Below are 26,237 nucleotides of genomic sequence, written 5' to 3' on the forward strand. Positions count from 1 at the left end.
CCCAATGACTAATGACTAATGACTAATGACTAATGACAAATTGGTGTGAGGAGTCGATTATGAAGTATATTCCATATTTGGTTTCAGTTTTGGGGGCTAGCTTGGTCTTGAGTCTGGCGACTACTAAACCAGCGCAAGCTCAAGTAGCTTATGGCAGTTATATAGGTATAGGCCCCACTGTTGGTTTTACTGATGGTATCCAATTTGGGGGAGTTATAGCTGGGCGCTACAAGCTTTTGGAAGCACCGCTTTCACTCCGTGCCCAAGTGTTAATTGGTAATAATACGGCAGTTGTGCCAACGGTTTCTTACGATTTTCCCCTTAACTGGCAAGCTGATGCTTACCTGGGTGCTGGGTTAGTCTTGGCTGGTGGTGGTGGATCTTCTCCAGTGGGTGACAAAATCAGTTTTGCTTTACAACCGGGCATTGATTATATGATCCCAAATAGCAATACTGTCCTTTTTGGTAACGCCATCATTGCTTTTGATGCCTACCGTGATAGCGGTGGTACAGCTATTTCTGTACAAGGTGGTGTTGGTTTGAGATTTTAATGGGTAGAGGCTATCCCTAAGAAGCGTTAAACTTCATTGCAAATTAAGAAGTTAGTCCAAACAACATGATAATTTTTTGTCATGAAGAGAAATAGCACAGGATTAACACAGGAGAACACAGTGGCAATGGAATCAAATTTATTAACAGATGCGGGCGCAGATGAAGTGAATCAAGATTTCAGTGAATATGTCGCCAACTTACAACTTCACATGACTCTGCAAGCTCGCAATCTTGTTCCATCCCTGAAACAAACACTGGTAGATAGTCGCCAACAATTACTCCATCAAACCCAAGCCCACTTTGAAAAGCTAGTTTCTCGACAAGGGCTGTAAATATATACAAATTTTAATCAAAATTCAAATAAAATAAAGGCAGATGTTGTTAGGTTAACGCCAATGGTGTTCTCACAAGGTCTGCTTTTTCTGCTTTTTTAAGTATTAAATTACTCAAATCACACTTTTGACGCGCTAGTAAAGGGCAGAAAGCAGTTAATATTATTGCAGCAGTTCCTTTGAAGAGCAGTTAGTTAAGGCTAAATAGCGGCTCGAATAAAAATGACTTCATTACTTCCCAGAAACCTCAGCGTTGTTATCCGACCAGTCCAATACCGGGATCTGGACGGGATTGAGCGCATAACTCAAGAGTCATTCGCAGCCCTTACTCCGCAAGGAGCAGGTTTTGCCATCAGCCAGATGCTCATGCTGCGTCGCTGGTATGGATTACTCAAGTTTTTGAGTTGGTTTCCTAACCCACTCCAGTATCGCCTCTGTGCTTATGTGGCAGAGCAAGGGCGGATGCTTCTAGGAATGATTCAAGTGTCACCCTTTAACCGGACACGCAGCACTTGGCGCATCGATCAAGTGCTGTTAGAGCGTGGTGTCGATAAACAAGGAATTGGTTCGCAACTTTTGCGTCATTGCTTTGAATCGATTTTGGAAGCTCGCACTTGGCTACTGGAAGTTAACATCAATGACATAGAGGCGCTGGCACTATATCGCCAAAATGGATTCCAGCGTCTGGCAGAAATGACGTATTGGGAAATTGGGCCAGAATTACTGGCTGAATTGGCACAAGCGGAACCAGATTTGCCTAACCTGTTGCCAGTGAGTAATGCTGATGCCCAGTTGCTATATCAACTAGATACGGCATCTATGCCACCTTTGGTACGTCAGGTTTTTGACCGCAATACCCGCGACTTTAAAACCAGTTTGTTTGGCGCTCTGACTGATGCAGTGAAGCAATGGCTGACTAAAACAGAAGTAGTTAGTGGTTACGTATTTGAACCTCAACGCAAAGCTGCGATCGGGTATTTTCAGGTGCAACTTGACCGGAAGGGGGAAGTTCCCCACGTAGCAACGTTGACGGTTCATCCTGCTTACACCTGGCTGTATCCAGAATTGTTATCTCAACTGGCTCGAATTGCCCAAGATTTTCCTCAGCAAGGGTTACAACTAGCCTCCTCTGACTATCAGGCAGAGCGGGAAGAGTATCTGGAGCGAATTGGGGCAAAACGCATAGAACACACATTAGTTATGTCCCGTTCTGTGTGGCACAAGCTACGGGAGTCTAAATTCGTCTCCTTAGAAGGAATTCAGTGGACTGATATGCTGCAAGGTTTACAACCAGCACGTAAACCTATACCAGGTGGAATGTCATGGATACAACCACCAAAACTGCCATCGTCAGATAAACCATTGCCAATTAAGTCAGAACCGATTAACTTTCCGGTAAAAAACCCTATTATAGAAGCATCGCCGATTCCTGAATCAGCAGATGCAGAGCAGGAGAATTAGTGATATCCCAGGAGCAGCCAAAACCGTTTATTTCAGCCTTGGGACTAGATTTTGGTCGCAAGCGGATTGGTGTAGCTGGGTGCGATCGCACCGGTTTAATTGCCACTGGGATCACCACGATTGAGCGGACATCTTTTGAGCGGGATGTCGAGCAAATTCGCCAAATAGTTAATGAACGCGAGGTGCAAATCTTAGTTATGGGCTTACCTTATTCAATGGATGGCTCAATAGGATTTCAGGCGCGTCAAGTTCAAAAATTTACTACAAGACTTACTAAAGCCTTGAAACTGCCTGTGGAATATGTGGATGAGCGATTAACTTCATTTCAAGCAGAGCAACTGCTGATAGCTGAGAACCGCTCCCCGTCACGCCATAAAGGTTTGATTGACCGCAAGGCAGCCGCTTTGATTTTGCAACAATGGCTGGATGTTAAGCGTGCTAATTCCCGCAGTTCGGTGGCGGCTATTGAATATTGATACCTTTTAACATGATATTCTGAAAACGATTAGCTAGCAGTTGTATCTACGTGTAAAGCTATTTTATTGACATAGTATGTCATTAAATAGTTAAGCGATTTCTCAACTTGCTGGTATTTATTAAATTTTTACATTTCGGCTATGTTTTCCCCTCCATTTCCTGAAGAAAATGATAACGCTCATACCAGTTCCATCACTTTAACCGATGACAAAGGGCGATCGCTCGAATGTTATGTAGAGCATTCCCTTGAGGTAGATGGACAAGAATACGTTTTACTTCTTCCTGTAGACTCACCTGTAGAAATTTTTTCTTGGGAAGGCGACGATGAGGAAGAAGAAGCGGTTCTGGTAGAAGACGACAACATCATTGAGCAAATTTTTGCCACTGCCCAAGCTGTACTATCTGAGCAGAATCTGATACTGAAGAACACAGCTTATGCTTTGACGGTTGCAGGTGATTTACCGCCAGTCGAAGAATCAGAACTGTTCACCTTAGAAATTGAAGACGAAGAGGCAGATTTAGATCCAGAGCAATTACAGTTACTCGCTAGCTTCTATGATGAAGATCAGGAGTATGCAATTTATACACCCCTCGATCCCCTGTTGTTTTTTGCACGGATTGCAAAAACAGGTGAACCGGAATTACTCTCTCCAGAGGAGTTTCGCCAAGTACAACCTCTGTTAGAGGAACATCTTTTTAACGAAGTAGAATAAAAATAAAAATTCAAAATGAAAATTTAACATTTTGAATTTTCATTTTAATCAAAATCTCCTTAAACCTTTTACCATATCCCATTAACTGTGGAAGCAATGAAACATTGACACAAGATTGGGAGAGTTTGTGTTATTTAAGATTCTGAAAAAAGCATTTTGGCTAGGATTTTGAATCTAAAATCCAAAATTACCATGAGGTGCTGAAAATGGCTTACAGCGACTTTACATTAAGTAAATTTAAAAAGTCATTCAGCATCCGCATTGATGAAGAAACTGATTTATGTGCCGATATAGAACCTTTAAAGCCTAGCGAGAAACTCTTAAATTCTTTAGAAGAAACTACAGAACTGGCTTTAGCAATTAATACTGAAAAAGCTCGTTCAGAAATGATTATCACTCCGATCTTATTGGAGGTAAGACGTAGGGCTAATTATCCAATTAGTTTATTTTCGGGCACAGATTTTAATGTAGATGCAGAAAAGGGCTTGAATGGCTATTGTGACTTTATCATCAGTCGTTCTAAAGAGCAACTAACAATTAATGTGCCTGTGGTGGTTATTATTGAAGCCAAAAATGAAAATATTAAAGGTGGATTAGGTCAATGTGCGGCAGCAATGTTGGCAGCACAATTATTTAATCAACAGGAGGGAAATGAAATTAAAAAAATTTATGGCGCAGTAACAACGGGGGATATTTGGAAGTTTTTAAAGTTAGAAGAAAACGATATATTTATTGATTTGAGTAATTATTACATCAAAGAGATAGATAAGATATTAGGAATTTTATCTCAAAATGTTCAGGGAGATATTCCAGGATGGAGTTCGACTAACTAAACTATATTGGGTTATGCTCATTTGTCTGAAGCTCTTGAAATTTGACTGTTGACTATGGCGTGGAACAATCTTTTACAACCTGACTTGATTTTAGAAGGTTCAGTGTTGAATCTAACACCAGATATTATCCAAAAATACGGTCTTAAGGGGCTGGTGTTGGATGTAGACGAAACCTTAGTACCCTTTACAGTAGGAATGGCTTCCCCAGAACTACGAGAGTGGGTGGAACAAATTCGCACCTGTACTGCATTGTGTTTGGTGAGTAACAACCTGAGTGAAGCGCGAATTGGGGGAATTGCGCGATCGCTCAACCTACCTTACTATTTAGGTGCAGCCAAGCCCTCTCGACGCAAAATTAGGGCAGCAGTCAGGACAATGGATCTACCAGTACATCAAGTGGGGATGGTAGGCGATCGCTTATTTACCGATGTCATAGCAGGTAATCGTCTAGGGATGTTTACTATTCTAGTTGAACCGATTGTCCATGCAGACGCAGCCCTTCGTTCTCATCCCATTCGCAACTTTGAAGTATGGGTATCTGAAATCTTAGGAGCCTCTATTACCCCCAAGAAAAGCAAGATTCACAAAACTTGAAAAATCGTCAGGAAAGTAAATCTAAAGAAATGGTTAAGGAATCTTACTGGAAGCCAAAAATCGGGGATCATAAGTATTAATAACATGGGGTCAGCCAAAAAAGACCCTAACTCATACTAAGTAAATATACACCCGTAAAGCGTCAGCCTTCACTATAGAGGGATTGGCGCTTTACAATTTTGGATTTTAGATTTTGGATTTTAGATTTTGGATTTTAGATACTTCGACTTCGCTCAGTACAAGTTTTGGATTTTAGATTTTGGATTTTGGATTGAATTTAAAATAGATAGATTTTTCAATGCGTGGATTTAAAGATTAAAAGGCTTTCGCCATAGCCTTTACTTTGTTCGCGTAGCGTGTGACTTTAAGCAGTGACTAAAAAAACTTATGCAAGATGTCATGTCTAATCTAAAATCTAAAACTTGTACTGAGCGAAGTCGAAGTATCTAAAATCTAAAATTGTAAAGATGTCACTAACAATTGTTGTCAAAATCGGCACTTCTAGCCTAACTCAACCAGAAACGGGACAATTAGCACTTTCTACCATCGCTACCTTAGCGGAAACACTTTGTAATTTGAGAAGCCAGGGACACCGGGTAATTTTAGTTTCCTCTGGTGCTGTGGGTGTAGGTTGTGCGCGGTTGGGTTTAACTGAACGTCCGAAAGCGATCGCACTTAAACAAGCTGTAGCAGCAGTTGGGCAAGGTAGGTTAATTCGGATATATGATGATTTGTTTACTACGCTGCAACAGGCGATCGCTCAAGTATTATTGACTCGCAGTGACTTGGTGCAGCGCAGCCGCTATCTCAACGCCTACAACACCTTCCAGGAATTACTGGGACTGGGAGTGATCCCCATAGTCAATGAAAATGATACCGTAGCAATAGACGAACTAAAATTTGGTGATAATGATACTCTTTCGGCATTGGTTGCTAGCTTAGTAGAAGCAGATTGGTTATTTTTGCTTACCGATGTCGATCGCCTCTACTCAGCCGATCCCCGTTCAGTGCCAGATGCGCGACCGATCGCTCTAGTTAGTAGTATTAAAGAATTAACAGAATTACAAATACAAACAAGTTCCCAAGGTTCTAAGTGGGGGACTGGCGGTATGCTGACAAAAATTTCGGCTGCGAGGATTGCGATCGCTGCCGGAGTACGTACCGTAATTACCCAAGGGCGATTTCCCCGGAATATCGAAAAAATTATCCAAGGTGAACTTATTGGGACGCATTTTGAACCGCAACCCGAACCAACTTCGGCGCGTAAACGTTGGATAGCTTACGGACTTGTACCTGCGGGTAAATTGTATTTAGATGAAGGTGCGATCGCGGCAATTTCTCTAGGGGGAAAATCGTTATTAGCTGCTGGAATTAAGCTAGTAGAAGGAGAGTTTGACACCCAGGATGCCGTGCAATTGTGTGACAGCAACGGTAACGAAATTGCCAGAGGACTTGTAAATTACAACAGCAATGAACTGCAAAAAATTCGTGGTTGTCATTCGCGGGAAATTTCCACAATTTTAGGATATGCCGGTGCAGAAACCGTGATTCATCGAGATAATTTGGTTTTGACTTAAAATGGAAATTAGATAAATTTTGTGACTACTAACTGAGAGAGTAAAAAATATTATGACTCAAACGTTAGAAAATGCTGTTAACTTACCAGAAGAACAACGCTTCTTTCGACATGGGTTAAGTTGGGAACAGTTTAAAGCGATTCAAGCTAGCTTTGAAAATGTACCAGGGGTGCGGTTGTTTTATTGTGAGGGAATTTTAGAAATTGTGACTATTGGTAAGCCTCACGAGGTGATTAAGTGTTTAATTGGTTTGCTCCTGGGGCAATATTTCGTTGAACAGGGCATTGAATTTTTCCCCAGTGGGAGTTTTAGCCAAATTATTCCCAATATACTAGAATATCAAGCAGATTTATCTTATTGCTTTGGAACCGACAAACCTGTATCAGACCTATGTATTGAAGTAGTGATTACTAGCGGTAGTCCCATAAAGTTACAGAAGTACAAATTAATGGGAGTCCCAGAAGTTTGGTTTTGGGAAGATGGCACAATTGAAGTTTACTGCTTACGAGAACAAGAATATGAGAAAGTTGTTCACAGTGAGTTATTTCCAGAATTAGATTTATCCCTGCTCAATCGTTGTCTTTTGTTATCTTCTCCCTTGGAAGCAGTTAGAGAATTTCGTCAGGGTATTCAAAAATAATATTAAGTAAGTCGGTACAAATAAACCTATATAATGTGACAGAATGTAAAAACCACAAGACTTTTGTACACTCCACCCGTCACTCATTTACAAATTCAAGATTTGTGTCAAAGCGATCGCCACCCCGCCCCACAAAGGCGCATCATCACCCAGCACCGCCGGCACAATTTCAAAATCAACCTCCGGTAAAGCCGTCTCCCGCGCCACTTGACGCACCACCCGCCAAAAATCCTCACCCGCCTTCGTCACCCCACCTCCCAACACAAAGCGCTGCGGATTCATCAAATTCGCCACATTACCAATACCCACACCCAGCGCCCAAGCAGCCTTGTGCAAAACTTCCTTCGCCAAATCATCCCCAGCCGCCGCCGCTTCACTTACCAACTGCCCCGTCAGCAATGTTAAATCACCCCCCACCAAACCCCTCAACACCTCTCCTCCTTGGCGTACTTGGCGACTTGGCGGTTCGTTTTCCAAAATTTCCCTAACATTTTGCGCCATATAAGGCCCCGAAGCCAAACGTTCCACACATCCCCGCTTCCCACACAAACAAACTGGCCCCGCAGGATCGACAACGATATGTCCAATTTCGCCAGCCATCCCACCAGCACCTCGCCAAGGCTGTCCATTCAGTATCCAACCACCACCCACGCCAGTGCTGACAGTAATATAAAACAGGCTATCGTATCCCTGTCCCGCACCAAAACGGTGTTCACCCAAAGCAGCAACATTAGCATCATTATCTACACCAACACTCACGCCAAACTCCTCCTCCAACAACCCTTTGAGAGGAATATTTTCCCATCCAGCCACATGATGAGATAGTCGCACCGTCCCCGTGGAAGCATCAACCGGGCCGCCAAAGCTGACACCGATCGCAGCAGGTTTTGCGTCTTGCAGCAGCGAGTAAATTAGCGATCGCATAATTTCCAAATCAGTGCTAGCATTTGCATTTGCTGGCGAGAGACGACGTTCATAACGCAACCACTTTCTAGAACCGATATTTACCAATGCTGCTGCTAGCTTAGTTCCGCCAAAATCGAGAGCTAAAATTAATGTCATTCACTCACCTTTTTGTGAGTCCAGCACTTTGTCAATAAACTGTTGCAATCGTTCATAATGTGAACCTTTCCAATAAATGCGATCGCACTCTTGACAACGCTGGAATTGATCGATCTGCGAGCGCACATTTTCTGGCACTTGGTCAATAATGGATTCCTTATCTACACATTCTAATAATCCATTGCAACGCAAACACCGTTTAAATGGTGCAATTAATTTAAATAAGTCGAAGCGTTGTAGTACTTCTATAATTTGTTCTTGTGGGTTAGTGTTTCTCACGTAATACCCATACGTTACCAAACTACGCATCAATAGACCCTTATCACGAGTCAAGATAATTCGCCCTTGGCTGGAGGATATTTGGGCTAATTTCTCATCCTCGTAGTCATTGCGGTATAAAGTATCAAAACCTAAAAGTCGTAACGATGCTGCCAGCTTCCCCAAATGAATATCTAAAACAAAGCGGATAATACTGAGCGGTTTTGGCAAAACAGAAATGCTTGGTATAATGACACTCCTAGCTGAAATTGGATAAACATTAATAGTCTCTCCATCCGCAACTATGTAAGAAAAATTTACATATTCACCATTGACATTTATAAAATCAACTTCGGGATGAGGTACACCTAACGACTCAATCATGTCCTTAATTGAGGCTTTCTCCTCAAAAAAATGAGAGATTTTCACCTGCTGATGATGCCGTAGTAAAAAATGATTCAATTCCGCATGGAAGTAGAAATATGCGATCGCCATAGACACAGATATTTGGATTACCCTACTGGCAACAATTTGTCACAATTGCAAAACTTTATCTATTGTATTGAAAAAATGAATACTTGTTAAAGTGAGGTATTTGTACTATAAAATGCCAATTTACCTTAATCGAAATTATAAAGATTCTCAAATACTTGCATTTATTATTGAGTTCAGTTACAGTCAAGTCAGATGCCTATCATCAAACCCTGACATGAGCTTCAGGAAGTTAGATTAGGTAAGAAGGTAAATAACAAGTCTGTTAATGTTGATGTCAGTGACGCTGTTAATAATTGGTCACTAGTTTTCAACATTAACTTATCGCGCATGAAGTACGGGGCACTAAAGCATTTACCCCTAATTTGGTAGTTTTTATTTTTCCAATTTAATTGAGAATTATTCGCAATATGTATAGACTTATAGATATATTAAAAGCAGATAGGGGAGAAAGGTTTTTAAACTCGTATTGGCTGATTCCGCATCGCTCTTTAGAAATATATTCTTCAAAAGAAAAACAAAAAACTATATTTCTATATGTAAAAACAGGATTTGTAACTAGCTATATAAATAACTTCAGCAAAACTTTAAATAAGTATCTTATTGTCAGCAATGTTTTTGATTGTAGTATCAGCTACATTGATATTGTCAGCAAGTTAATCCTTGGTAACTCTCAAAGTAGGTTTGCGTCTATGTACAAGATTGAATTTATTTGATTTTACGAAAGAAAGCAAGTTCAAAAAAACCGAGTTTCAGCAAGTGAAAATTTATAAAATACCAAATAACAATAAAACTAGATACAAAATTAACGTCGCTCATACGGAAAAATCTATCTTGACACTGTTTATCTTTATTGTGGAGAATTTATTAACCGGAAAGACCTCGATCAATAATGATGTTATAAAGTGGCTACCTAGTTTTAATAGGGAAATGAATATTGTTCTTTTTTATCTCCTTTAGCCAAGGATATTGTAGTGAAGAACACAAATGTATTTTGTAATACCTTTCGTCCATAAAATACGCTAATGAGTACAGCGAGATGAATACTTTTTTTTGTTCTGATGATTCACGGCAAGTAGGAGAAGATGTTATTGGTAGCGCCACCAATTATCAAACTTATATTTTAGTTGAGTGTCCTTTACCTTGGACATCAGAAGCCCTTAATTCTAAATGGGTACCTCAGAATTTAAGGATTTTGGTAGAGGAAGTGAAGCGTGCTAAACTACCGATTAGATTTCTTTTAATTGCTAATGATGTCTCTCATAAAGTAAATCACACTACGCTTTTAATTTATCAAAAAGAAGACGGGCTAAGTAATGGATACCACAAGCAAGAGTTTAAGCTAGGAAATATTGAGCAAGTAGCAGCAGTTGTCCAAAAATGGATATGGGGTATCAGTTCTAATTCTGAGGTAGAAACTAGTACAACTAGAGATATTTTAATTTGTACCCACGGTAGCCATGATAAGTGCTGTGCTAGATATGGCGCTCCTTTTTACTTCCACGTTACAGCGAGTAATGCTGATTTGTGCTTGGATAATGTGCGAATTTGGAAATCATCGCACTTTGGTGGACATCGGTTTGCACCAACAGTCATAGATTTGCCAGAAGGAAGATACTATGGTCGTCTCGATCAAGATTCATTTAGATCAATTTTGACTCGGACTGGTGATATTCAATGCTTACATCAAGTCTATCGAGGCTGGGGAATTCTGCCTGCTCCACTTCAGGTTTTGGAAAGAGAACTAATCCTTTGTAACGGATGGGATTGGTTTAACTACAAAGTTGCAGGCAAAATTTTGGAGCAAAGTTTAGACAACAATACTATTCTGGGTGAGCTAAGTTTTGAACAACCTTCTGGTTCTCTCTCCACTTACCAAGCTAAACTTGTAAAAGATGAAACCAAGACTCAACAATTGAAGAGTTCATGCAATGCTACACGAGAGATGGTAGTTACTAAATATGCTGTCGGTAGTCTTTGGATTACCTCTAATAAGGTAATCAGCTATAGTACATAGAAGTAGAGAGTTTTTAAACGCAAAGGCACGCAAAGGTAAGCGCAGAGAGACGCGGAGATTTTATTACGAATTTGTGCAGCGTTATACTAAATACAATATTTAATTAATTCGTAGCGAACTAAATTTAGCAAAACTCTGCGTTCCTTTGCGCTCCTCTGCGTTTCAATTCTAAATCAAGATTGACCCATATTTAGCACTTTCCTTAACAGAACTTGGTCTTCTAATTTGGCTTTTAAACGACCATTCTCGATATCTCGAATCCAGCTTTGGCTTTTACCTGTGAGTTTTGCCAATTCTCTTTGGGAAAGATTCAAATTTTTTCGCGCCTGCAAAATCTGTTCACCCAGTAAATCGTTTGTAGCTTTGGGCTTCCTTTTGGCTTTTGCAGTTCTTGTTTTCTTTTTTTCTGATTCTGATATTTGCTGTTCCCATTCTGGTGGGAGTTCAAAAGCTAAAATCCGCGCATTCATTAGCAGATTCCACTTACCACGGGGGCCTGTGTCTGTGAGGCGAGTTTCAGAACCACCGTCATTAGTCCAAAATTCTAATGCTTCATCTGGGTCTTCGGGAAGATCGATTAATTTTGCCCACAAAGGTTGAATTTCTGGTGGGTAAGTAACTGGATCGAAAAGTGGTTTCATTCCATAGTGATTGAGAATTTCTAAATCGCTTTCAAAGGTTCGCAATAGACGTTTGCGTTCTTCCCGTTGTCTGGATGCAAGGGCGACTTTTTCTTCACCGTAAGCAATCCGCAGCAAGGTAGGAATGGTGATGCGTTGTTCTTTGCCCATTTTGGTTTTAAACAGCAACCACAGCATTAATCGGACTGCGCCTTCATGTTGCTGCCAAATGCTCATGACTGTGGTTAGCAGCGTTTTGGGGAGACTACCGTATTGATAGAATGCGGTTCGTTCTTTACATGCTTGTTTATTTAAGAAATATTGTGCCCATAAGCCTGCTTTGACTTTAAAAGTTAGCCCAATCAGATATTTGCATCCCAGATTGTCTTCTTGAAAGTGGTGCTGAATATCTATTAAGTGCCACAAGCGGCTGTTTGTAACAGAGAATCCGTTAATTCGACCTTGTTGCGGCCAGTCAATGGAGATAATCAGGGAGCAAGCTTGCTGGACAAGATTTTTCATTAAAGCTAGCTTGGCAGCTTTGCTCAAGTCTTTGCGTTTCTCCATCCCCAAATATTTCTCAATTTGTCGCTCATCAATGACAAATTCTTGCTCCCAAGGTTGCTCTAAGGCTGTGGCATAACCTGCAAAAATCAGATGTATGCAAGCGGCTCTGATGTCAAGTCCTTCAATTGCTGCTATATCTGTGGCTTTGTCATTAACTTGGAATGGATCTTGGATGTGAAAAGCGATCGCACCTCGGCCTTGATTGACTTGTCGGCCATAACATAGATACCCGTCTTCATCGGTTTCCCAATGTAGGGATGTGCGCTGTGCCAATACATTACACGCTTCCCAAATTGCGATCGCAGAAGCAAATGGATTATTCTTGCCGTTAGAAAACAAGTCTAAACTGGTAGAGTCTCTCGGTTCAACTTTGCATCTCCCCTTTTTCGCCTGCCAAGGAATAGGAGAATTAGTTGGACAAGCTATCACACATTGCGGTTCTGAATAATAGCCCTCACAATTATTACAAAGACCAGGATCAACCCAATATTCATTGTCCTCTATTTTGATTGCACCCGTAGGACATTGGGGGCGGCAGTTGTCACATCCAACGCAACTGTTGTTAGGAATTGTATAAGGCATTTGGCTCTTTTCCCACTCTAATCGTTGAGATGTCTGTCTCAGGTCTCCCCTGGATGAGTCCTGTCTATTCATGACTCGCTACCACATAATCTTTCTGGCGAGAAAAATTATTCTCACCATATTCACTCCCCACATCCATATTTTGACTTTGCATCCAATCGGAAGCTATTTAAGGCTTTTAAACCGAGATGGACAAAACTTATTTATTAACTATACATTTCATGAAAAAAATGATTAATTTGTTCGTACCGAGCTTAGAAAGATATCTTAATGTTCATTTAATTAGGTATTGAATGAACATTTTAGCTTTAACCATAAAGTGTTTTGAGAACATATTTAAGCCTGATGTTATTGGATTTAGTCTGATTTATTAATAATTTTAATATTTAAGGCACGATCGGATTCTGCCATAAAAATCACAGTTGCTTTATAAATTGATTATGTTTCCTTCATAAATTCATTATATTGATTTAAACGGAAAAACAGTATTTATTTTGTCATCATTTATATAAATCTTTGAATCAAATCAAATTGCAAATTGTTGCTTTGTAAAATACACATTGCATATATCAAAATGTAATTAACGAACATTTTATTTTGTATACCTGTATACTTTTTATCTAGATTTATTTGTCTAAAGCTAAAAGTATTTGAAAAATAATATCATCACTTTTATCGATATATTTGCATTTGCTGGAAATAATAAAAAAAACTATATCTACGCGAGGCTTTACCCACAGGTGTAGGTTTAAATTCCTCAATTTCTTCTGCATGGGAAGGGCTAGGGGCTGCTGTCTCTAGCCAGATATTGAGTATTTGACTCAATCAATGCGTTCAGATGCTCCGCATAAGAACGAGGGCAACTTAAGCATTCATAATTATTATTGGCAATAATTTGCATCTATTATTTGAAATAAAAAGCAATTTGTAATTGTGTTCAGAGTCATCGAATTTTAATGAGCTAAAAGTAACTTTTGAATATAAAAGAATAAAAGATTAGGATAATATGATGATTAATGCACAAACAGATTGATAGGCAAAATTGCCGAGGATTTATTCATGGCACAACTAACAGGTTTGACATTTGGCGGTAAGGCTTGGACACCAAAATTTGCTCAGGAAATTGACAAGGATAAATGTATCGGCTGTGGCAGATGCGTTAAAGTATGCGGGTACAATGTGCTAGGTTTGAAGGCACTCAATGAAGAAGGCGAATTTGTAGAAGACGAAGACGATGAAGAAATTGAACGCAAAGTAATGGCAGTTACTTCTCCAGAAAACTGTATTGGTTGTGAAGCGTGTTCACGGATTTGTCCGAAAAATTGCTACACCCATGTTTCAGTAAATAATTAGAGTTTTTAGAGTTAGTCCAAATTGTTGTTAAGTAGGTCGGTGCAATTAAAGCTAACTAGTGGAGGCTGTCCTTTGTCATTAGTCATTGGTCATTCGTCATTAGTCATTGGTAAAAGTTTAAAACCTATTTACGTTTCGTAATATAGGTGAATTTATTTCCGCCGACTTACTCTTAATTCAAGGAGGCACTGTTTGTAAAAAGCACAAATGCGCTAGGCAAGGTAACTTGAGGGGAATACTAAGTATTTACTGCAACTAATAAATAGTTCACAGTAAACAAATCTGTAAATCGCAAAATGTCAGCTATTAACAAATTTAAACTTGCTGCTAATATAGCCTAATCAATATTAGGTCTAACAGTGCCCTCTTGGAACAACGAGCTTTTTTGAAAGCAGGGGGCTAACTTTTTCGTAGGAGTTGAAATATAATTTGTATTTTTTTGGGGGAAAGATATGGAAAAAATCTGGAAGTTTCCCCCTTTTTTTATGGCTGCACGTTAGAAAGTTAATATGTGAAAAGGAAATGGGGAGTAAGAATTTTAGATTTTAGATTTTGGATTTTAGATTGAAATTTAATCCAAAAAAGGCTCTTTACGATCCGCTGCGCTATCGTCAATCTAAAATCTAAAATTGAATTGCCCAGTTCTCAATGCCCAATTCTCGGAAAATCACACCTTTAAAGACTGTTTACAAAGCAGGTAGCATGTATGCAACAAGTTCCTGTTTCACTATGGACTCTGGTTGCTGGGATAGTAGTTACAGCAATCAGCATTTGGATCGGTCAAAATCACAGTCTCATGCCGATGCAGGCATCGCTACAAGCGCCTTTGGTAGACGGTTTTTTCAACGTCATGTTTACCATTGCGATCGCATTCTTCTTGGTGGTAGAAGGAACTATTCTGATTTTTTTGGTGAAGTTTCGTCGCCGTCGCGGTGATGATACCGATGGTTTACCAATAGAAGGTAACGTTCCCTTAGAAATCTTTTGGACAGCAATTCCAACAGTGATTGTCCTTGGTTTGGGCATCTACAGTGTAGATGTTTTTAACCAGATGGGCGGTTTTGAGCCTGCGGGTCATCCTCATTCAGCAGCCCATGTTGCTAGTATGCCGGGGAGTGCTTTGGCAGCTACATTAAGCGATTCTTCCGAAGCAACAACTGCCCCAACAATTGCCCCGACAATCGGTATTGGCGCGTCTCCTCAAACTTTAAACAAACCAGCTGACTTAGTTGTTGATGTCAAAGGCATACAGTACGCCTGGTTATTTAATTACCCTGATAGTGGCATTACTTCTGGGGAATTGCACATACCCGTAGGTGCTGATGTCCAACTCAACCTTTCAGCACAAGATGTAATTCACTCATTTTGGGTTCCAAACTTCCGTTTGAAGCAAGATGCACTTCCCGGTATCCCTACCGAACTACGATTTGTTGCCACTAAGCCAGGTACATATCCGGTAGTTTGTGCTGAATTGTGCGGTGGTTATCACGGTTCAATGCGGACACAGGTAATTGTCCACACACCGGAAGAGTATGATAGCTGGCGGACAGAAAATCAGATTGCTCAACAGCAAAACCTCAATCAAGTCGTTGCAGTAAGCGAGTCCCCGTCTTGGCGGTTTCCGGCGATGGGGAACTCGCGAACCCAAAGGGTTAATCCAGCCGACTTATCAACATCAGAGTTTCTCGCGCCTCACACCCATGATATGGGAATCAGTGCAGCAACTCTAGAGTCATTGCTCATTAGTCATTAGTCAAACGATTTTGGATTTTAGATTTGCGATTTTAGATTGGTTCCGCCCGCACTTTTACAGGCTCTGTTACCACAAGGGACGGGGCATAAACCAAAAAATTCTTTTAATCCAAAATCCAAAATCCAAAATCCAAAATCTAAAATTGCTGGTCAAGAGTCACATTTAATTACTTTGGACATTTGACCCTGGACTTTGCATAGTGGTAAATAAATATGACGCAGGTAGAATTTCCACGGAATACTCCACCAGAAGGAAAAAAACCGGAAATGGTGGCTGGCCACGCTTCCCATCCGAAGGCGTGGAAATGGCAAGACTATTTTACATTTAATGTTGACCACAAGGTTATTGGTATTCAATACCTGGTGACGGCGTTTGTTTTCTATCTCATCGGCGGACTGATGGCGATCGCTCTGCGGGTGGAATTAGCAACACCAGAAGCAGACGTACTCGACCCTAATCTGTATAACGCTTTCATGACCAATCACGGGACGATTATGATCTTCCTGTGGATTGTTCCTAGCGCCATTGGGGGATTTGGTAACTATTTAGTGCCGTTGATGGTCGGTGCTAGGGATATGGCTTTCCCGAAGCTGAATGCGATCGCATTTTGGTTAAACCCACCAGCCGGTGCGCTCATATTAGGTAGTTTCTTTTTTGGCGGTTCGCAATCGGGTTGGACAGCTTACCCACCCTTGAGTTTGGTGACAGCGCCAATCGCTCAAACTATGTGGATATTAGCGATTGTCCTAGTGGGAACTTCTTCAATTTTGGGTTCGCTAAACTTTGTGATCACCATTTTGATGATGAAGGTTCCTAGCATGAAATGGGATCAAGTACCCTTGTTTTGCTGGGCAATCTTGGCAACTTCACTGCTGGCGCTGCTTTCCACACCTGTATTAGCAGCCGGTTTAATTCTGCTGTTATTTGACCTCAACTTTGGCACCTCCTTCTTTAAACCAGATGCAGGCGGTAACGTTGTAATTTATCAACACTTATTCTGGTTTTATTCTCACCCGGCAGTATATTTAATGATTCTGCCCATCTTCGGCATCATGTCGGAGGTAATTCCAGTTCACTCCCGCAAGCCGATTTTTGGTTATAAAGCGATCGCTTATTCTAGCGTAGCCATCTGCGTTGTGGGTTTGTTCGTCTGGGTACACCACATGTTTACCAGTGGCACACCCGGTTGGATGCGGATGTTCTTCACCATCTCCACTCTCATAGTTGCAGTTCCCACTGGCGTGAAGATTTTTGCCTGGGTTGCTACCCTGTGGGGTGGTAAAATCCGCTTCACCGGTGCGATGCTTTTCGCCATTGGTTTGTTGTCTATGTTTGTCATGGGCGGCTTAAGTGGTGTGACGATGGGAACAGCGCCTTTTGATGTTCACGTCCATGACACATATTATGTTGTCGGACATTTCCACTACGTTCTGTTTGGCGGTTCCGTGTTTGGCATTTACGCCGGTATTTATCACTGGTTCCCCAAAATGACCGGACGAATGTTGAATGAAAGCTTGGGACGGATTCATTTCGCCCTCACCTTCATCGGCACAAATCTTACATTTTTACCCATGCACGAATTGGGTTTGAAAGGAATGCCTAGACGGGTGGCAATGTATGACCCGCAATTTATCGACCTCAATCAAATTTGTACCTTTGGTTCAATTATTTTGGGGATATCGGTAATTCCTTTCGCCATTAACATGATTTACAGTTGGCTGAAAGGGCCCTTGGCTGGTGATAATCCTTGGCAAGCTTTGACTTTAGAATGGACAACTAGCTCACCACCTGCAATTGAAAACTGGGAAGTGTTGCCGGTTGTGACTCATGGCCCTTATGACTACGGTCATGGTCATAGTAATGAAGTACAGCCATCTGCAACGCCGGAAGCTAGTGCTTAGATAGTCTCGTAAATTCGTAGCCAATTGAGGATTTAAACGCAAAGGGGCACAAAGTTTAGCGCAGAGGTACGCAAAGTTTGTTTGAGTCCATTCGCTACGAACAGAGGTAAAACTCTGCGTACCTTAGCGTTTACTTTGCGTTCCTTTGCGTTTAAAAAAGACTTCATTCATTCTCCACAACAGACGCAGCGAATAATATTGTCGAAAAATCTATGACTATAGCTACAACGACAAGCGAAGATCACAGTGCAGGACACGAAGAACATCCAGATTTAAGAGTTTGGGGACTGTTGACATTCCTCGCTTCTGAATCCCTGATGTTTGGAGGATTTTTTGCCACTTATCTATTTTTTCGGGGTACTACAGCAGTTTGGCCTCCAGAAGGGAGTGAGGTAGAACTACTTGTACCAACGATTAACACCATTATTCTGGTGTCTAGTAGTTTCGTCATTCACTTCGGTGATACGGCGATTAAAAAGAATAACGTCAAGGGAATGCAACTGTGGTACGCAATTACTGCACTCATGGGGGCAATTTTCTTAGGTGGTCAAGTTTATGAGTACTCAACATTAGGATACGGACTGACTACCAACGTCTTCGCCAACTGCTTTTATATCATGACTGGGTTCCACGGTTTGCACGTTTTTGTGGGACTGTTATTGATCTTACGTGTATTGTGGCGATCGCGTCTTCCCGGTGAATATTCTGCAACCAATCATACTTTCATCGAAATGGCAGAGATTTACTGGCACTTCGTGGACATTATTTGGATTGTTCTCTTCACCTTGGTGTACGTTCTGACTTTGTTTTAAATTGGGTATTGGGCAAAGCAAAGACGCGATAAATCGCCGTCTCTACAATAATCAATATGGCGATTTATTGCGTCTCTTGCCTTAACCGAACCGTATTGCCTCATATCCCTGATCCTCCTTATCTCCATTCAGGAGTTAATTATGCAAGTCGATCCAAACAAATTCTCCTGGTTTGAGGTTCCAGAGGACATCAAACATTTATTAATTCTCGCTGCACAAAACTGGGAAAATACATCAGAATCCGAAAAATATATTCAACAAGCTTTAGCACAGACTGGTGAAAATACAGATGTCTTAGTAGCAGCATATAGATTTTTCTATTATAAAAATAATTATTCTCTTGCACTACAAACAACAATCAAATTATTAGATAAAATTAAAGAACTAGAAAAATTCCCTGATGAATGGGAGCAACTTCAGCCCATATTAGTCAATCGCAAAGAAGACCCACAAATTCGATTGTACTTAAATGCTTATGCTGCTTCTGGATTAGTACTAGCAAAGTTAGGAGAAATTGAGCAAGCAAAAGAAATCAGCACCAGAGTCAAACAGATAGACGACAAGAATGATTTTGGTTCTGGGATTCTGCTGGATATTTTGACACGTCCAGCAGAAGAAGACGATTAATTAGTCAGCAATGAAAAGTCAAGGTGAAAATGATGAACAATTGGTTATCTACTAAATCCTATTCTCTATTAGGAGCAGCTACTGATAGTAACTCTATCTTCCCTGTTATTAACATACCTACTAAAGCTCCTGTAGGTAATGTTCCTAATGTCTCACCGATCATTGTGATCCAATCTTCTCCGCTATCAATTTAAAAGTTATGAAAGGTAGCGATTGGCTGCTAACAGGGGACGGTCAGCATCAAGTCTGTAAATCTGTAAGATCCTGGGATTTATTGAGAGAAAATTACCGCCTTTATCGGTTTTTAACTGAGGTGGAAGATGTTCTCAATGGCAGTGACAATGAAACCAATTGTCTACCAGAAATTCGGATGCTTGTAAGGTGCTTGATCGTAAATTCTTACTGGGTGCAAAGTCAACATTTAGAGCCTTCACCCAAAACGGGAAGCTCTGTTTTACTCCTATATGATGAATTGGGTTTTCCGTTGACTGTGCAAACAGTAATATTTGCACCAGGAACCCGATCAAACATTCATAATCATGGAACGTGGGGAATCGTGGCGGTGCTAAAAGGGCAGGAAAAAAATACTTTTTGGCAACGCACCAATAGCCCAGAATCTCAGGACAAAATTGCAGCAACGGGAGAGTTAACTCTCTTCCCAGGAGACATTATTAGCTTTACTCCCGATGCAATTCACAGTGTAGAAGCAGTGGGTGATGAACCAACTGTGACTTTTAATATTTATGGCGAAACTGATCCAAATGAGAGGTTTGAGTTTGACTCAGTTAGCCATAAAGCGAGGAATTTTTAATTTCATCGGTTCGTAGTTGGCGCTTTAGCGCTAAAGAGTAATTAGGAGATAGTTGAATGGCAAAAGTAATTTTCTATAGCAAACCAGGCTGTAAAGGTGGTACTAAGCAAAAAGTTTTGCTAACAGCTGCCGGTCATGAAGTGATACCACAGAATCTGCTAACAGAACCTTGGACAGTTGAACGGTTGCGTTCATTTTTTGGCGATCGCCCCGTAGCCGAATGGTTTAATACTTCCGCCCCCAAGATAAAATCTGGTGAGGTGGTTCCTGAAAAAGTAGATGAACAAACCGCTTTGGCGCTGATGCTAAAAGAACCACTGTTAATTCGCCGTCCTTTGTTAGAAGTAGGCGATCGCCGTGAGGTAGGATTTGATGTCCAAAAAATTGATACTTGGATTGGCTTACAAGCTGTGGATGAATCCTTGCAAGAAATCAGCGACAAGCTTTTGAAGCAAGATTTGCAAAACTGTTCCCACGGCCACGATCATGGTCATAAACAGCACAAGGAAGGTGGCTGTAAGCATTAGACATCTCCGAAAAAGAATGTAGAGACGTAGCACTGCTACGTCTCTATCCTTAACGCACGCCAGCAGTTTCTAAAGACAAATCTTGAAACATGGGGGTGCTGAGGTAACGTTCACCGAAGGAAGGCTGAATCATCACGATTAAACGTCCAGCATTTTCTGGGCGTTTACCTACTTGAATAGCAGCACACAAAGCTGCACCAGAGGATATCCCAGATAATAAGCCTTCTTCTTTTGCCAAACGTCGCCCGTAAGCGATCGCTTGTTCATCGCTGACTCTAATTACTTCATCAACCAATTCCAGCCGCAGAACGTCTGGGATAAATCCCGCACCAATACCTTGAATTTTGTGTGGCCCGGCTTCACCACCGGAGAGAACTGGGCTGTTGCTGGGTTCAACTGCGATCGCCTTAAAAGTCGCTTTGCGCTGTTTAAGTACTTCTGCAATCCCAGTAATCGTCCCACCAGTACCTACCCCAGCAATGACGATATCCACTTCCCCGTCTGTATCTGTCCAAATTTCTTCGGCGGTGGTTTCCTGGTGAACTTTAGGATTAGCAGGGTTGCGGAACTGTTGCAGCATAAAAGCATTGGGAGTATTAGCCACAATTTCTTCAGCTTTGCGAATTGCTCCCCGCATCCCTTCCGCGCCTGGTGTTAACTCTAAAGCTGCACCATAAGCTCTCAGCATAGCGCGTCGTTCTTGGCTCATCGTCTCTGGCATTGTCAAAATTAAACGGTAGCCACGTGCTGCTGCTACCATCGCTAGAGCAATTCCTGTATTACCTGAAGTAGGCTCAACTAAAATAGTCTTTCCGGGGGAAATTGAGCCAGCCGCTTCTGCTGAGAGTACCATACTTAACCCAATGCGGTCTTTTACCGAAGCTGCTGGGTTCATCCCTTCTAATTTGACAACTATCCTTGCTACTACTCCCTCAGCTTGAGGAATCTTGTTCAGTTGAACTAAAGGAGTTCGCCCGATCAGTTCTGTTATATCTTGAGCAATCCGCATTTATTTAACTCCTAAAATCCTAAATCTTAGTACAGAATATTTACTTATAACAATAAGCTTTTGTGTATTTAATTTGCAGTTGAGTCTCAATGAGTGCATATACTATGTATTTTAACTAAACCACAAAATATGAAAGTTTAGGAAGAACTTTTATCAGAGGCTCTCATTGATTCTTACTTCAGCAGATGTCTAGCTTGCCATCCTTTTATTTTACCATTTGGAATTGCTGACTATTGTCTCTTAGGCTAAGATCAATTTCTATAATTCTGTATATATGAATAATTTTCATCATCATTTTCTATTTGTGATGGAAATATAATTTACTTTCAAAACATTTAATGGATTTTCTGAATTTATTAGTTTATCTTAGTCAAGAGACATTGCTATTTACTTTTGAGTACAGATTCTATCTACTAAAACTTGCATCAAAAACAGTTCTAAAGCATTGCCTACATTGCTTTTAGGTTGAGTACAAAAATACCAGAACCCCACTTCAAAAACACTAGCACCCCGTCTCAAAAACACTAGCACCCATACCCCAATAAATTTTTGTAAGACTTATCAGGTGGCGATTACAGCCGTTGAGTACTATTCTAATGAATTTAATAATCTTAACAGGGCTGGGGTAAACTGTTTTGTGGAGAGCGACTGATATAAATCATATAGGATTTACGCAGAGATTCCCCTCTACCCCCCAACATTCCTGAGCGAAAGCTGAGTGAACTAGGGGGGACTTCTTAATCTCCCTTTTGAGAGTAAGATGAAACCACATTCCAGAATCTAAGTGCGTTCTTTCTGATTGAATAATCCTACGTTTTGCGAAAATGTTGGTAACTTTTCAGTGGTCAGTAGTCAGTGGTAATTATAAAAATAACTGACAACTAAATGATTGTGAAAATTACCGTTTACACATATTTTAATATCAAAACTGTTTCAGACAAACAGCAAAAGATATTTTCTTACTGGGTGCATACTACCTAGCAAGTGAGAGCCAAGATGAAAGCCAAACTTTTAAATGTTCTTACAGTTTGCGTAGTTATTTTAGCAGTGCTTTCTCCAGAACTAGTAGTATTTGGCATAGTTTGGGAGCGACATCTGGATTTAGTAAAATCCCAGAATTTAGCTGACGAAGTTAACAAGACTACTAAAAATGCTCCCGACTTGGCTCCCCAGACAGAGGTTACACATTCCCCTCAGACTAGCATCCAATCCTCTGACCGTAATGTGATTCATCAAATGCTGACTGTTGCTGAACAATATAAATTTGCCACTATCTTGCAATGGTTCTTCTTGTTAACCCCTATTTGTGTTGGGTTAGGAATTCTCTTTTACGACAGATATCTTGTGCATCGTGCAGCTGTTTTAAAAGAACAAGTTGAAATGTTGGAAAGACTGTGGCAGCAAAGTATAGAACAGTGACCAATTCCCAATTTACTCACTAAAATCAACCAAAATACCATGTCAGAACAACGCCAGCAACTGTATTTTAATCTGATTGATGAATTGCTCAAATGTCCTAATGGTCAAGAACCAGAAATTTTAGAATCTAGACCAGAATTAATTGACTCTGGTTTCGTAGAAACAATGTTACAAGTAGCAACGATGTTTGCCCACGAAGGCAATCAAGATGGTGCCAAATTTTTATTTTTTGTGGCACGTGAGCTAGCTAAAGAATTGGGTTTATACCCAGAAGTTCCCAATACCGAAGTTGAAAATCCTGAAGTTGCAAATAAGGAGTAAAAATGCTGTTGACTTCAACGGATGCGGGACAAATCGCTTTAGAACTGCTCATGGCAGATTGGAATATTTCAGAAGAGAATCGGGAGTGGTTCACAATCTTTAACTCTCGTCTGATTGGCGAGAGTTGGTACACTGTGGAATTAGGTGTAGAAGGATTTCCCGATAGATGGTTTATTCAAGTATATGACAATGGAGTGTGCGATCCAAACTATACATTTATATCACCAATCCGTGGTTCTGAAGGATTTACAGATTTTGTAAATGTACCAGATATTATCGCAGAAGTCTTAGTTTGTGAACGCAATGCTCGATAATAATAATTAAAATTCAAAATTTAGAATTCAACAATAATTCGTAATGACGTTTGCGTACCTCTAAGAGGAAGCAAGCTACATGCAGCGTCTCGTAGAGAGCGTCATTAATAATTACGAATTACGAATTACGAATTACGAATTTTTAATATAAAGATGCTTTACGCAAATCGGAGGTGATACCAAATAAGGTACACCTCTTTTTTTATGTAATATTTAATATTTTATTTAAGCCTAGTCAGGCATTTTGTCATCTTTAATTGATAAAATTATGTTATATTAAATAGCGTGATGGACGCTACAGAAATATCAGTTCCAATGATTGCTGAAGATATCTTAGCCAAAGAATTCACAAGAGTCCTCAACCACTACTACCCAAAAGTTGGGGAATTACTAGATGGGTGTTATGTGAAAGTCATCACCTGTTTTTGGGGACGACCTGCTAGACGGTTGCAATATATAGGAATTTATTGCTCTGACGAAATGATTTCCTATGTGCAAGCCCACAAAGAAATTCTCAGAGAAGTAGCAGACAATATGGGTCTAGTACAGGTAGTCTGCATGAATGCCAAACGATTATTGCGCGATCCGATGTCGAAGGTCAAACACAACAATCCACGCCTATGGTTGGAGTTGCAGTGGGTTGCAAATTAGTCATTTATCGCATTAATGGAGAGGGGAAAATGCAATAGTGCGTAGGTTTTGATTTGATCCCCCCAACCCCCCTTTTTAAGGGGGGCTAAGAATGCCTTATTTTCCCCCTTTTTAAGGGGAGCCACTGCGGTCTTGGGGTCTCCCCCGCCGCAGGATGCGCGTTCGCAAAGCGTCTCGCAGAGAAGCGCTGTAGTGAAGCAAGTGGCGTGGACTAAGGGGGATCTCCAATGACTATGCACCAAAACCTACGAAGTATTGGGAGTAAATGTGTTTGTAGTGAGGACTTTAGTCCTTAAATATTGAAGCATTAAAGTGCTTACTACAAACCTATTGACTACTAGAATAGCCAGCACAAAGTATCAAAGCAAGTAATGAAAACTGGAATTTTCTGCAATTACGATAATCATCACCAAGATGCTCGTCGGGCCATTTCTGAGCAAGTCGCGCTGATAAAACAGGCGGAAAGTTTAGGTTTTGAGTCAGCCTGGGTGAGTGAACATCATTTTAGTGAATCCAATCTCAGCCCTTCCATGTTGCTGTTAATGGCACACTTGGCGGGATTGACTTCAACTATCCAATTGGGCACTGCGGCGGTGTTACTGCCATTCCATAACCCGATTCGGGTAGCGGAGGATATCGCCACTCTGGATAACCTGTGCAATGGACGATTATTATTTGGAGTTGCCAAAGGCGGCCCCTTTCCCCAACAAAATAAGCATTTTGCGACACTCCCCAGTGAAGCTCGTCCCAAGATGCTAGAAGCGATCGCATTAGTTCAAAAGCTTTTGTATGAAACTGATGTATCATTTAATGGCAAGTATTATCAGTGCGATCGTCTGACAATTTACCCAAAACCATTGCAGAGTCAAGTACCAGTGTATGTTGCCACTGGCGGCGATGATGGTATCGAACTTGCCGCTCAACATTCCTTCAGCTTGATGGGTGGGCCGCCATTCTCCCTACACAGATTGAAAGATACTGTTGCTAAATATCGAGCCTTAAATTCTAGTGGTGCAGAAAACTTCGTGCTGGCACGCTTTTTTTATGTTGGCAAAACATTTGATGAAGCAGTGAGTGAGGCATTGCCTTTCATCCGCCAATTTAGCCAGAAAATGAAAGCTAATACGGCTCAATTATTACAGAATAGTGCAAATTCCAACGAAAAACCATTCGATCGCACAAACATTTGTTTCGACGAAGATTATTTGATTGAGAACTCAATTATCGGTGATGTGGAGACTTGTCGAGACAAAATCAAGAAATTTCAAGACGAATTAAATTTAGGTACGCTAGCACTCAAACCCTCGTCTTCGGATATGCAAAAAAACCTGGAGAGTTTGACGCGCTACAACCAAGAGGTGCGAAATTATGTCTTCTAAACTATACCTGCTTCCTCCTGACGATTTACCTCCTGCTGAGGTAACGAAACAGGATGGAATGTTGCAGATGGAGCTAGAACAGTCTACTGGTAGATGCTTTTATCTAGCTTGCGATCGCATTACGCGAGTCTTGTTGTCTAATTGTCAGTGGTATCTCACAACAAATGCTAGCATCCTAACATTAATTATTGATTGCCCTGACTTAGTATCTTACTGGCATATCGTCAGCAATATTCCCCAGTTGGGTAATAGGTTAGAGCGGTTTGCTGCCAATGGCAAAATTCGCGTTTATCCGCCATTTGGCAAAGGAACGCCGTTTGAAATCAGCGTAAATGAAATATCAGCTTACCGAGATTGGCTTTGAGGTAAATAGACACTGGGAATCACAATATAGCTTATTTACTTTTATTGCTGTCTTTCACCCTGTACTTCTAAAGTGCAGGGTGTTGCAATTTTAAAAGAGTTACAATATGATACTTATTAAAGAAGATATAGGACTCATATTTGATTTCTGAAAAAACTCAGTACACCTCTAACTCCCTTCTTTTCTGTTCCCTGTTCCCTATTCCCTATTCCCTCCCTA

At 40.8% G+C, this 26,237-nt stretch carries 27 protein-coding genes; 23 read left to right on the top strand and 4 right to left on the bottom strand.

Going from position 1 to position 26,237, the window contains the following annotated elements; all coding sequences use genetic code 11:
- The first annotated feature begins 59 nt into the window (after positions 1-59).
- The 9 genes from HWQ36_RS07660 to HWQ36_RS07700 all read left to right on the top strand — a co-directional run bounded on the left by HWQ36_RS07660 (position 60) and on the right by HWQ36_RS07700 (position 7,179).
- The gene (locus HWQ36_RS07660) at positions 60-551 is read left to right on the top strand and encodes a hypothetical protein (RefSeq protein WP_292700245.1); all 492 of its coding nucleotides are present in this window, start codon (positions 60-62) and stop codon (positions 549-551) included.
- A 126-nt stretch (positions 552-677) separates the two neighbouring features.
- Positions 678-884: a hypothetical protein gene (locus tag HWQ36_RS07665; protein ID WP_012407131.1), complete on the top strand. Its 207-nt coding sequence runs from the start codon at positions 678-680 to the stop codon at positions 882-884.
- Positions 885-1,106: 222 nt separating this feature from the next.
- The gene (locus tag HWQ36_RS07670) at positions 1,107-2,345 is read left to right on the top strand and encodes a GNAT family N-acetyltransferase (protein ID WP_292700122.1); all 1,239 of its coding nucleotides are present in this window, start codon (positions 1,107-1,109) and stop codon (positions 2,343-2,345) included.
- The gene (gene ruvX, locus HWQ36_RS07675) at positions 2,345-2,821 is read left to right on the top strand and encodes a Holliday junction resolvase RuvX (protein WP_292700124.1); all 477 of its coding nucleotides are present in this window, start codon (positions 2,345-2,347) and stop codon (positions 2,819-2,821) included. The genes HWQ36_RS07670 and ruvX overlap by 1 nt, the downstream gene beginning before the upstream one ends.
- Before the next feature lie 141 nt (positions 2,822-2,962).
- Positions 2,963-3,535, top strand: coding sequence for a DUF3727 domain-containing protein (locus HWQ36_RS07680; protein WP_292700127.1), 573 nt, complete (start codon positions 2,963-2,965; stop codon positions 3,533-3,535).
- Positions 3,536-3,741: 206 nt separating this feature from the next.
- The gene (locus HWQ36_RS07685; protein WP_292700130.1) at positions 3,742-4,368 is read left to right on the top strand and encodes a hypothetical protein; all 627 of its coding nucleotides are present in this window, start codon (positions 3,742-3,744) and stop codon (positions 4,366-4,368) included.
- A gap of 54 nt (positions 4,369-4,422) precedes the next feature.
- Positions 4,423-4,962, top strand: coding sequence for a YqeG family HAD IIIA-type phosphatase (locus HWQ36_RS07690; RefSeq protein WP_292700133.1), 540 nt, complete (start codon positions 4,423-4,425; stop codon positions 4,960-4,962).
- Between the two features lie 467 nt (positions 4,963-5,429).
- The gene (gene proB / locus HWQ36_RS07695) at positions 5,430-6,539 is read left to right on the top strand and encodes a glutamate 5-kinase (RefSeq protein WP_292700136.1); all 1,110 of its coding nucleotides are present in this window, start codon (positions 5,430-5,432) and stop codon (positions 6,537-6,539) included.
- A gap of 52 nt (positions 6,540-6,591) precedes the next feature.
- Positions 6,592-7,179: a Uma2 family endonuclease gene (locus HWQ36_RS07700; protein ID WP_292700139.1), complete on the top strand. Its 588-nt coding sequence runs from the start codon at positions 6,592-6,594 to the stop codon at positions 7,177-7,179.
- Between the two features lie 87 nt (positions 7,180-7,266).
- Here HWQ36_RS07700 and HWQ36_RS07705 read toward each other — a convergent pair whose 3' ends face one another.
- A complete protein-coding gene (locus HWQ36_RS07705; RefSeq protein ID WP_292700142.1) occupies positions 7,267-8,241 on the bottom strand; it encodes an ROK family protein in 975 nt (324 codons plus the stop codon).
- Positions 8,242-8,994, bottom strand: a complete 753-nt coding sequence (locus HWQ36_RS07710; RefSeq protein ID WP_292700249.1) for a Mut7-C RNAse domain-containing protein — start codon at positions 8,992-8,994, stop codon at positions 8,242-8,244.
- Between the two features lie 1,036 nt (positions 8,995-10,030).
- Here HWQ36_RS07710 and HWQ36_RS07715 point away from each other — a divergent pair.
- Positions 10,031-11,008, top strand: a complete 978-nt coding sequence (locus tag HWQ36_RS07715) for a sucrase ferredoxin (protein ID WP_292700144.1) — start codon at positions 10,031-10,033, stop codon at positions 11,006-11,008.
- A 173-nt stretch (positions 11,009-11,181) separates the two neighbouring features.
- Here HWQ36_RS07715 and HWQ36_RS07720 read toward each other — a convergent pair whose 3' ends face one another.
- On the bottom strand, positions 11,182-12,777 hold the full coding sequence (locus tag HWQ36_RS07720; RefSeq protein ID WP_292700147.1) for a helix-turn-helix domain-containing protein: 1,596 nt from the start codon (positions 12,775-12,777) through the stop codon (positions 11,182-11,184).
- 1,059 nt (positions 12,778-13,836) lie between these two features.
- On the opposite strand from HWQ36_RS07720, the gene fdxB reads away from it, so the two are divergent.
- The 7 genes from fdxB (at position 13,837) to HWQ36_RS07755 (ending at position 20,561) form a co-directional block, all read left to right on the top strand.
- Entirely contained in the window at positions 13,837-14,130 is a 294-nt protein-coding gene (gene fdxB, locus HWQ36_RS07725) for a ferredoxin III, nif-specific (RefSeq protein WP_292700149.1), read from the top strand.
- A gap of 706 nt (positions 14,131-14,836) precedes the next feature.
- Positions 14,837-15,883, top strand: a complete 1,047-nt coding sequence (locus HWQ36_RS07730) for a cytochrome c oxidase subunit II (protein ID WP_292700152.1) — start codon at positions 14,837-14,839, stop codon at positions 15,881-15,883.
- A 212-nt stretch (positions 15,884-16,095) separates the two neighbouring features.
- On the top strand, positions 16,096-17,784 hold the full coding sequence (ctaD, locus tag HWQ36_RS07735) for a cytochrome c oxidase subunit I (protein WP_292700155.1): 1,689 nt from the start codon (positions 16,096-16,098) through the stop codon (positions 17,782-17,784).
- Between the two features lie 212 nt (positions 17,785-17,996).
- Positions 17,997-18,596, top strand: a complete 600-nt coding sequence (locus tag HWQ36_RS07740; RefSeq protein ID WP_292700158.1) for a heme-copper oxidase subunit III — start codon at positions 17,997-17,999, stop codon at positions 18,594-18,596.
- A gap of 141 nt (positions 18,597-18,737) precedes the next feature.
- Entirely contained in the window at positions 18,738-19,223 is a 486-nt protein-coding gene (locus HWQ36_RS07745; RefSeq protein ID WP_292700162.1) for a hypothetical protein, read from the top strand.
- Positions 19,224-19,422: 199 nt separating this feature from the next.
- Complete coding sequence (locus HWQ36_RS07750; protein ID WP_292700165.1) at positions 19,423-20,034, top strand: cupin; 612 nt, start codon at positions 19,423-19,425, stop codon at positions 20,032-20,034.
- A 56-nt stretch (positions 20,035-20,090) separates the two neighbouring features.
- Complete coding sequence (locus tag HWQ36_RS07755; protein ID WP_292700168.1) at positions 20,091-20,561, top strand: ArsC/Spx/MgsR family protein; 471 nt, start codon at positions 20,091-20,093, stop codon at positions 20,559-20,561.
- A 49-nt stretch (positions 20,562-20,610) separates the two neighbouring features.
- Here HWQ36_RS07755 and cysK read toward each other — a convergent pair whose 3' ends face one another.
- Positions 20,611-21,570: a cysteine synthase A gene (gene cysK, locus HWQ36_RS07760; protein ID WP_292700171.1), complete on the bottom strand. Its 960-nt coding sequence runs from the start codon at positions 21,568-21,570 to the stop codon at positions 20,611-20,613.
- A 996-nt stretch (positions 21,571-22,566) separates the two neighbouring features.
- Between cysK and HWQ36_RS07765 the strand changes: the two genes are divergently transcribed.
- The 6 genes from HWQ36_RS07765 to HWQ36_RS07790 all read left to right on the top strand — a co-directional run bounded on the left by HWQ36_RS07765 (position 22,567) and on the right by HWQ36_RS07790 (position 26,018).
- Positions 22,567-22,989, top strand: coding sequence for a hypothetical protein (locus HWQ36_RS07765; RefSeq protein ID WP_292700173.1), 423 nt, complete (start codon positions 22,567-22,569; stop codon positions 22,987-22,989).
- A 39-nt stretch (positions 22,990-23,028) separates the two neighbouring features.
- Positions 23,029-23,310 (top strand): hypothetical protein, encoded by a 282-nt coding sequence (locus HWQ36_RS07770; RefSeq protein ID WP_292700176.1) that lies wholly within the window; start codon positions 23,029-23,031, stop codon positions 23,308-23,310.
- A gap of 2 nt (positions 23,311-23,312) precedes the next feature.
- Complete coding sequence (locus HWQ36_RS07775; RefSeq protein WP_229561032.1) at positions 23,313-23,624, top strand: hypothetical protein; 312 nt, start codon at positions 23,313-23,315, stop codon at positions 23,622-23,624.
- A 288-nt stretch (positions 23,625-23,912) separates the two neighbouring features.
- Positions 23,913-24,275 (top strand): hypothetical protein, encoded by a 363-nt coding sequence (locus HWQ36_RS07780; protein WP_012407156.1) that lies wholly within the window; start codon positions 23,913-23,915, stop codon positions 24,273-24,275.
- A 371-nt stretch (positions 24,276-24,646) separates the two neighbouring features.
- Entirely contained in the window at positions 24,647-25,654 is a 1,008-nt protein-coding gene (locus HWQ36_RS07785) for an LLM class flavin-dependent oxidoreductase (protein ID WP_292700181.1), read from the top strand.
- Positions 25,644-26,018 carry a hypothetical protein gene (locus tag HWQ36_RS07790; RefSeq protein WP_292700184.1) on the top strand — a complete coding sequence of 125 codons (375 nt, stop codon included), beginning with the start codon at positions 25,644-25,646 and terminating at the stop codon, positions 26,016-26,018. The genes HWQ36_RS07785 and HWQ36_RS07790 overlap by 11 nt, the downstream gene beginning before the upstream one ends.
- Positions 26,019-26,237: the final 219 nt, after the last annotated feature.

It is taken from the genome of Nostoc sp. NMS2 (genome assembly GCF_017115105.1).
Lineage (GTDB): Bacteria > Cyanobacteriota > Cyanobacteriia > Cyanobacteriales > Nostocaceae > Nostoc.

Bases quoted from the DNA above. Each gene is read 5' to 3' on its own strand.
- HWQ36_RS07680 (WP_292700127.1), top strand. From the start codon at position 2,963: ATGTTTTCCCCTCCATTTCCTGAAGAAAATGATAACGCTCATACCAGT.
- HWQ36_RS07765 (WP_292700173.1), top strand. From the start codon at position 22,567: ATGAAAGCCAAACTTTTAAATGTTCTTACAGTTTGCGTAGTTATTTTA.
- HWQ36_RS07715 (WP_292700144.1), top strand. From the start codon at position 10,031: ATGAATACTTTTTTTTGTTCTGATGATTCACGGCAAGTAGGAGAAGAT.
- HWQ36_RS07665 (WP_012407131.1), top strand. From the start codon at position 678: ATGGAATCAAATTTATTAACAGATGCGGGCGCAGATGAAGTGAATCAA.
- HWQ36_RS07750 (WP_292700165.1), top strand. From the start codon at position 19,423: ATGAAAGGTAGCGATTGGCTGCTAACAGGGGACGGTCAGCATCAAGTC.
- HWQ36_RS07670 (WP_292700122.1), top strand. From the start codon at position 1,107: ATGACTTCATTACTTCCCAGAAACCTCAGCGTTGTTATCCGACCAGTC.
- HWQ36_RS07660 (WP_292700245.1), top strand. From the start codon at position 60: ATGAAGTATATTCCATATTTGGTTTCAGTTTTGGGGGCTAGCTTGGTC.
- HWQ36_RS07710 (WP_292700249.1), bottom strand. From the start codon at position 8,994: ATGGCGATCGCATATTTCTACTTCCATGCGGAATTGAATCATTTTTTA.
- HWQ36_RS07700 (WP_292700139.1), top strand. From the start codon at position 6,592: ATGACTCAAACGTTAGAAAATGCTGTTAACTTACCAGAAGAACAACGC.
- HWQ36_RS07755 (WP_292700168.1), top strand. From the start codon at position 20,091: ATGGCAAAAGTAATTTTCTATAGCAAACCAGGCTGTAAAGGTGGTACT.
- HWQ36_RS07720 (WP_292700147.1), bottom strand. From the start codon at position 12,777: ATGCCTTATACAATTCCTAACAACAGTTGCGTTGGATGTGACAACTGC.
- ctaD (WP_292700155.1), top strand. From the start codon at position 16,096: ATGACGCAGGTAGAATTTCCACGGAATACTCCACCAGAAGGAAAAAAA.
- HWQ36_RS07685 (WP_292700130.1), top strand. From the start codon at position 3,742: ATGGCTTACAGCGACTTTACATTAAGTAAATTTAAAAAGTCATTCAGC.
- HWQ36_RS07705 (WP_292700142.1), bottom strand. From the start codon at position 8,241: ATGACATTAATTTTAGCTCTCGATTTTGGCGGAACTAAGCTAGCAGCA.
- HWQ36_RS07745 (WP_292700162.1), top strand. From the start codon at position 18,738: ATGCAAGTCGATCCAAACAAATTCTCCTGGTTTGAGGTTCCAGAGGAC.
- proB (WP_292700136.1), top strand. From the start codon at position 5,430: ATGTCACTAACAATTGTTGTCAAAATCGGCACTTCTAGCCTAACTCAA.
- fdxB (WP_292700149.1), top strand. From the start codon at position 13,837: ATGGCACAACTAACAGGTTTGACATTTGGCGGTAAGGCTTGGACACCA.
- HWQ36_RS07770 (WP_292700176.1), top strand. From the start codon at position 23,029: ATGTCAGAACAACGCCAGCAACTGTATTTTAATCTGATTGATGAATTG.
- cysK (WP_292700171.1), bottom strand. From the start codon at position 21,570: ATGCGGATTGCTCAAGATATAACAGAACTGATCGGGCGAACTCCTTTA.
- HWQ36_RS07785 (WP_292700181.1), top strand. From the start codon at position 24,647: ATGAAAACTGGAATTTTCTGCAATTACGATAATCATCACCAAGATGCT.
- HWQ36_RS07780 (WP_012407156.1), top strand. From the start codon at position 23,913: ATGGACGCTACAGAAATATCAGTTCCAATGATTGCTGAAGATATCTTA.
- HWQ36_RS07775 (WP_229561032.1), top strand. From the start codon at position 23,313: ATGCTGTTGACTTCAACGGATGCGGGACAAATCGCTTTAGAACTGCTC.
- HWQ36_RS07730 (WP_292700152.1), top strand. From the start codon at position 14,837: ATGCAACAAGTTCCTGTTTCACTATGGACTCTGGTTGCTGGGATAGTA.
- HWQ36_RS07790 (WP_292700184.1), top strand. From the start codon at position 25,644: ATGTCTTCTAAACTATACCTGCTTCCTCCTGACGATTTACCTCCTGCT.
- HWQ36_RS07690 (WP_292700133.1), top strand. From the start codon at position 4,423: ATGGCGTGGAACAATCTTTTACAACCTGACTTGATTTTAGAAGGTTCA.
- HWQ36_RS07740 (WP_292700158.1), top strand. From the start codon at position 17,997: ATGACTATAGCTACAACGACAAGCGAAGATCACAGTGCAGGACACGAA.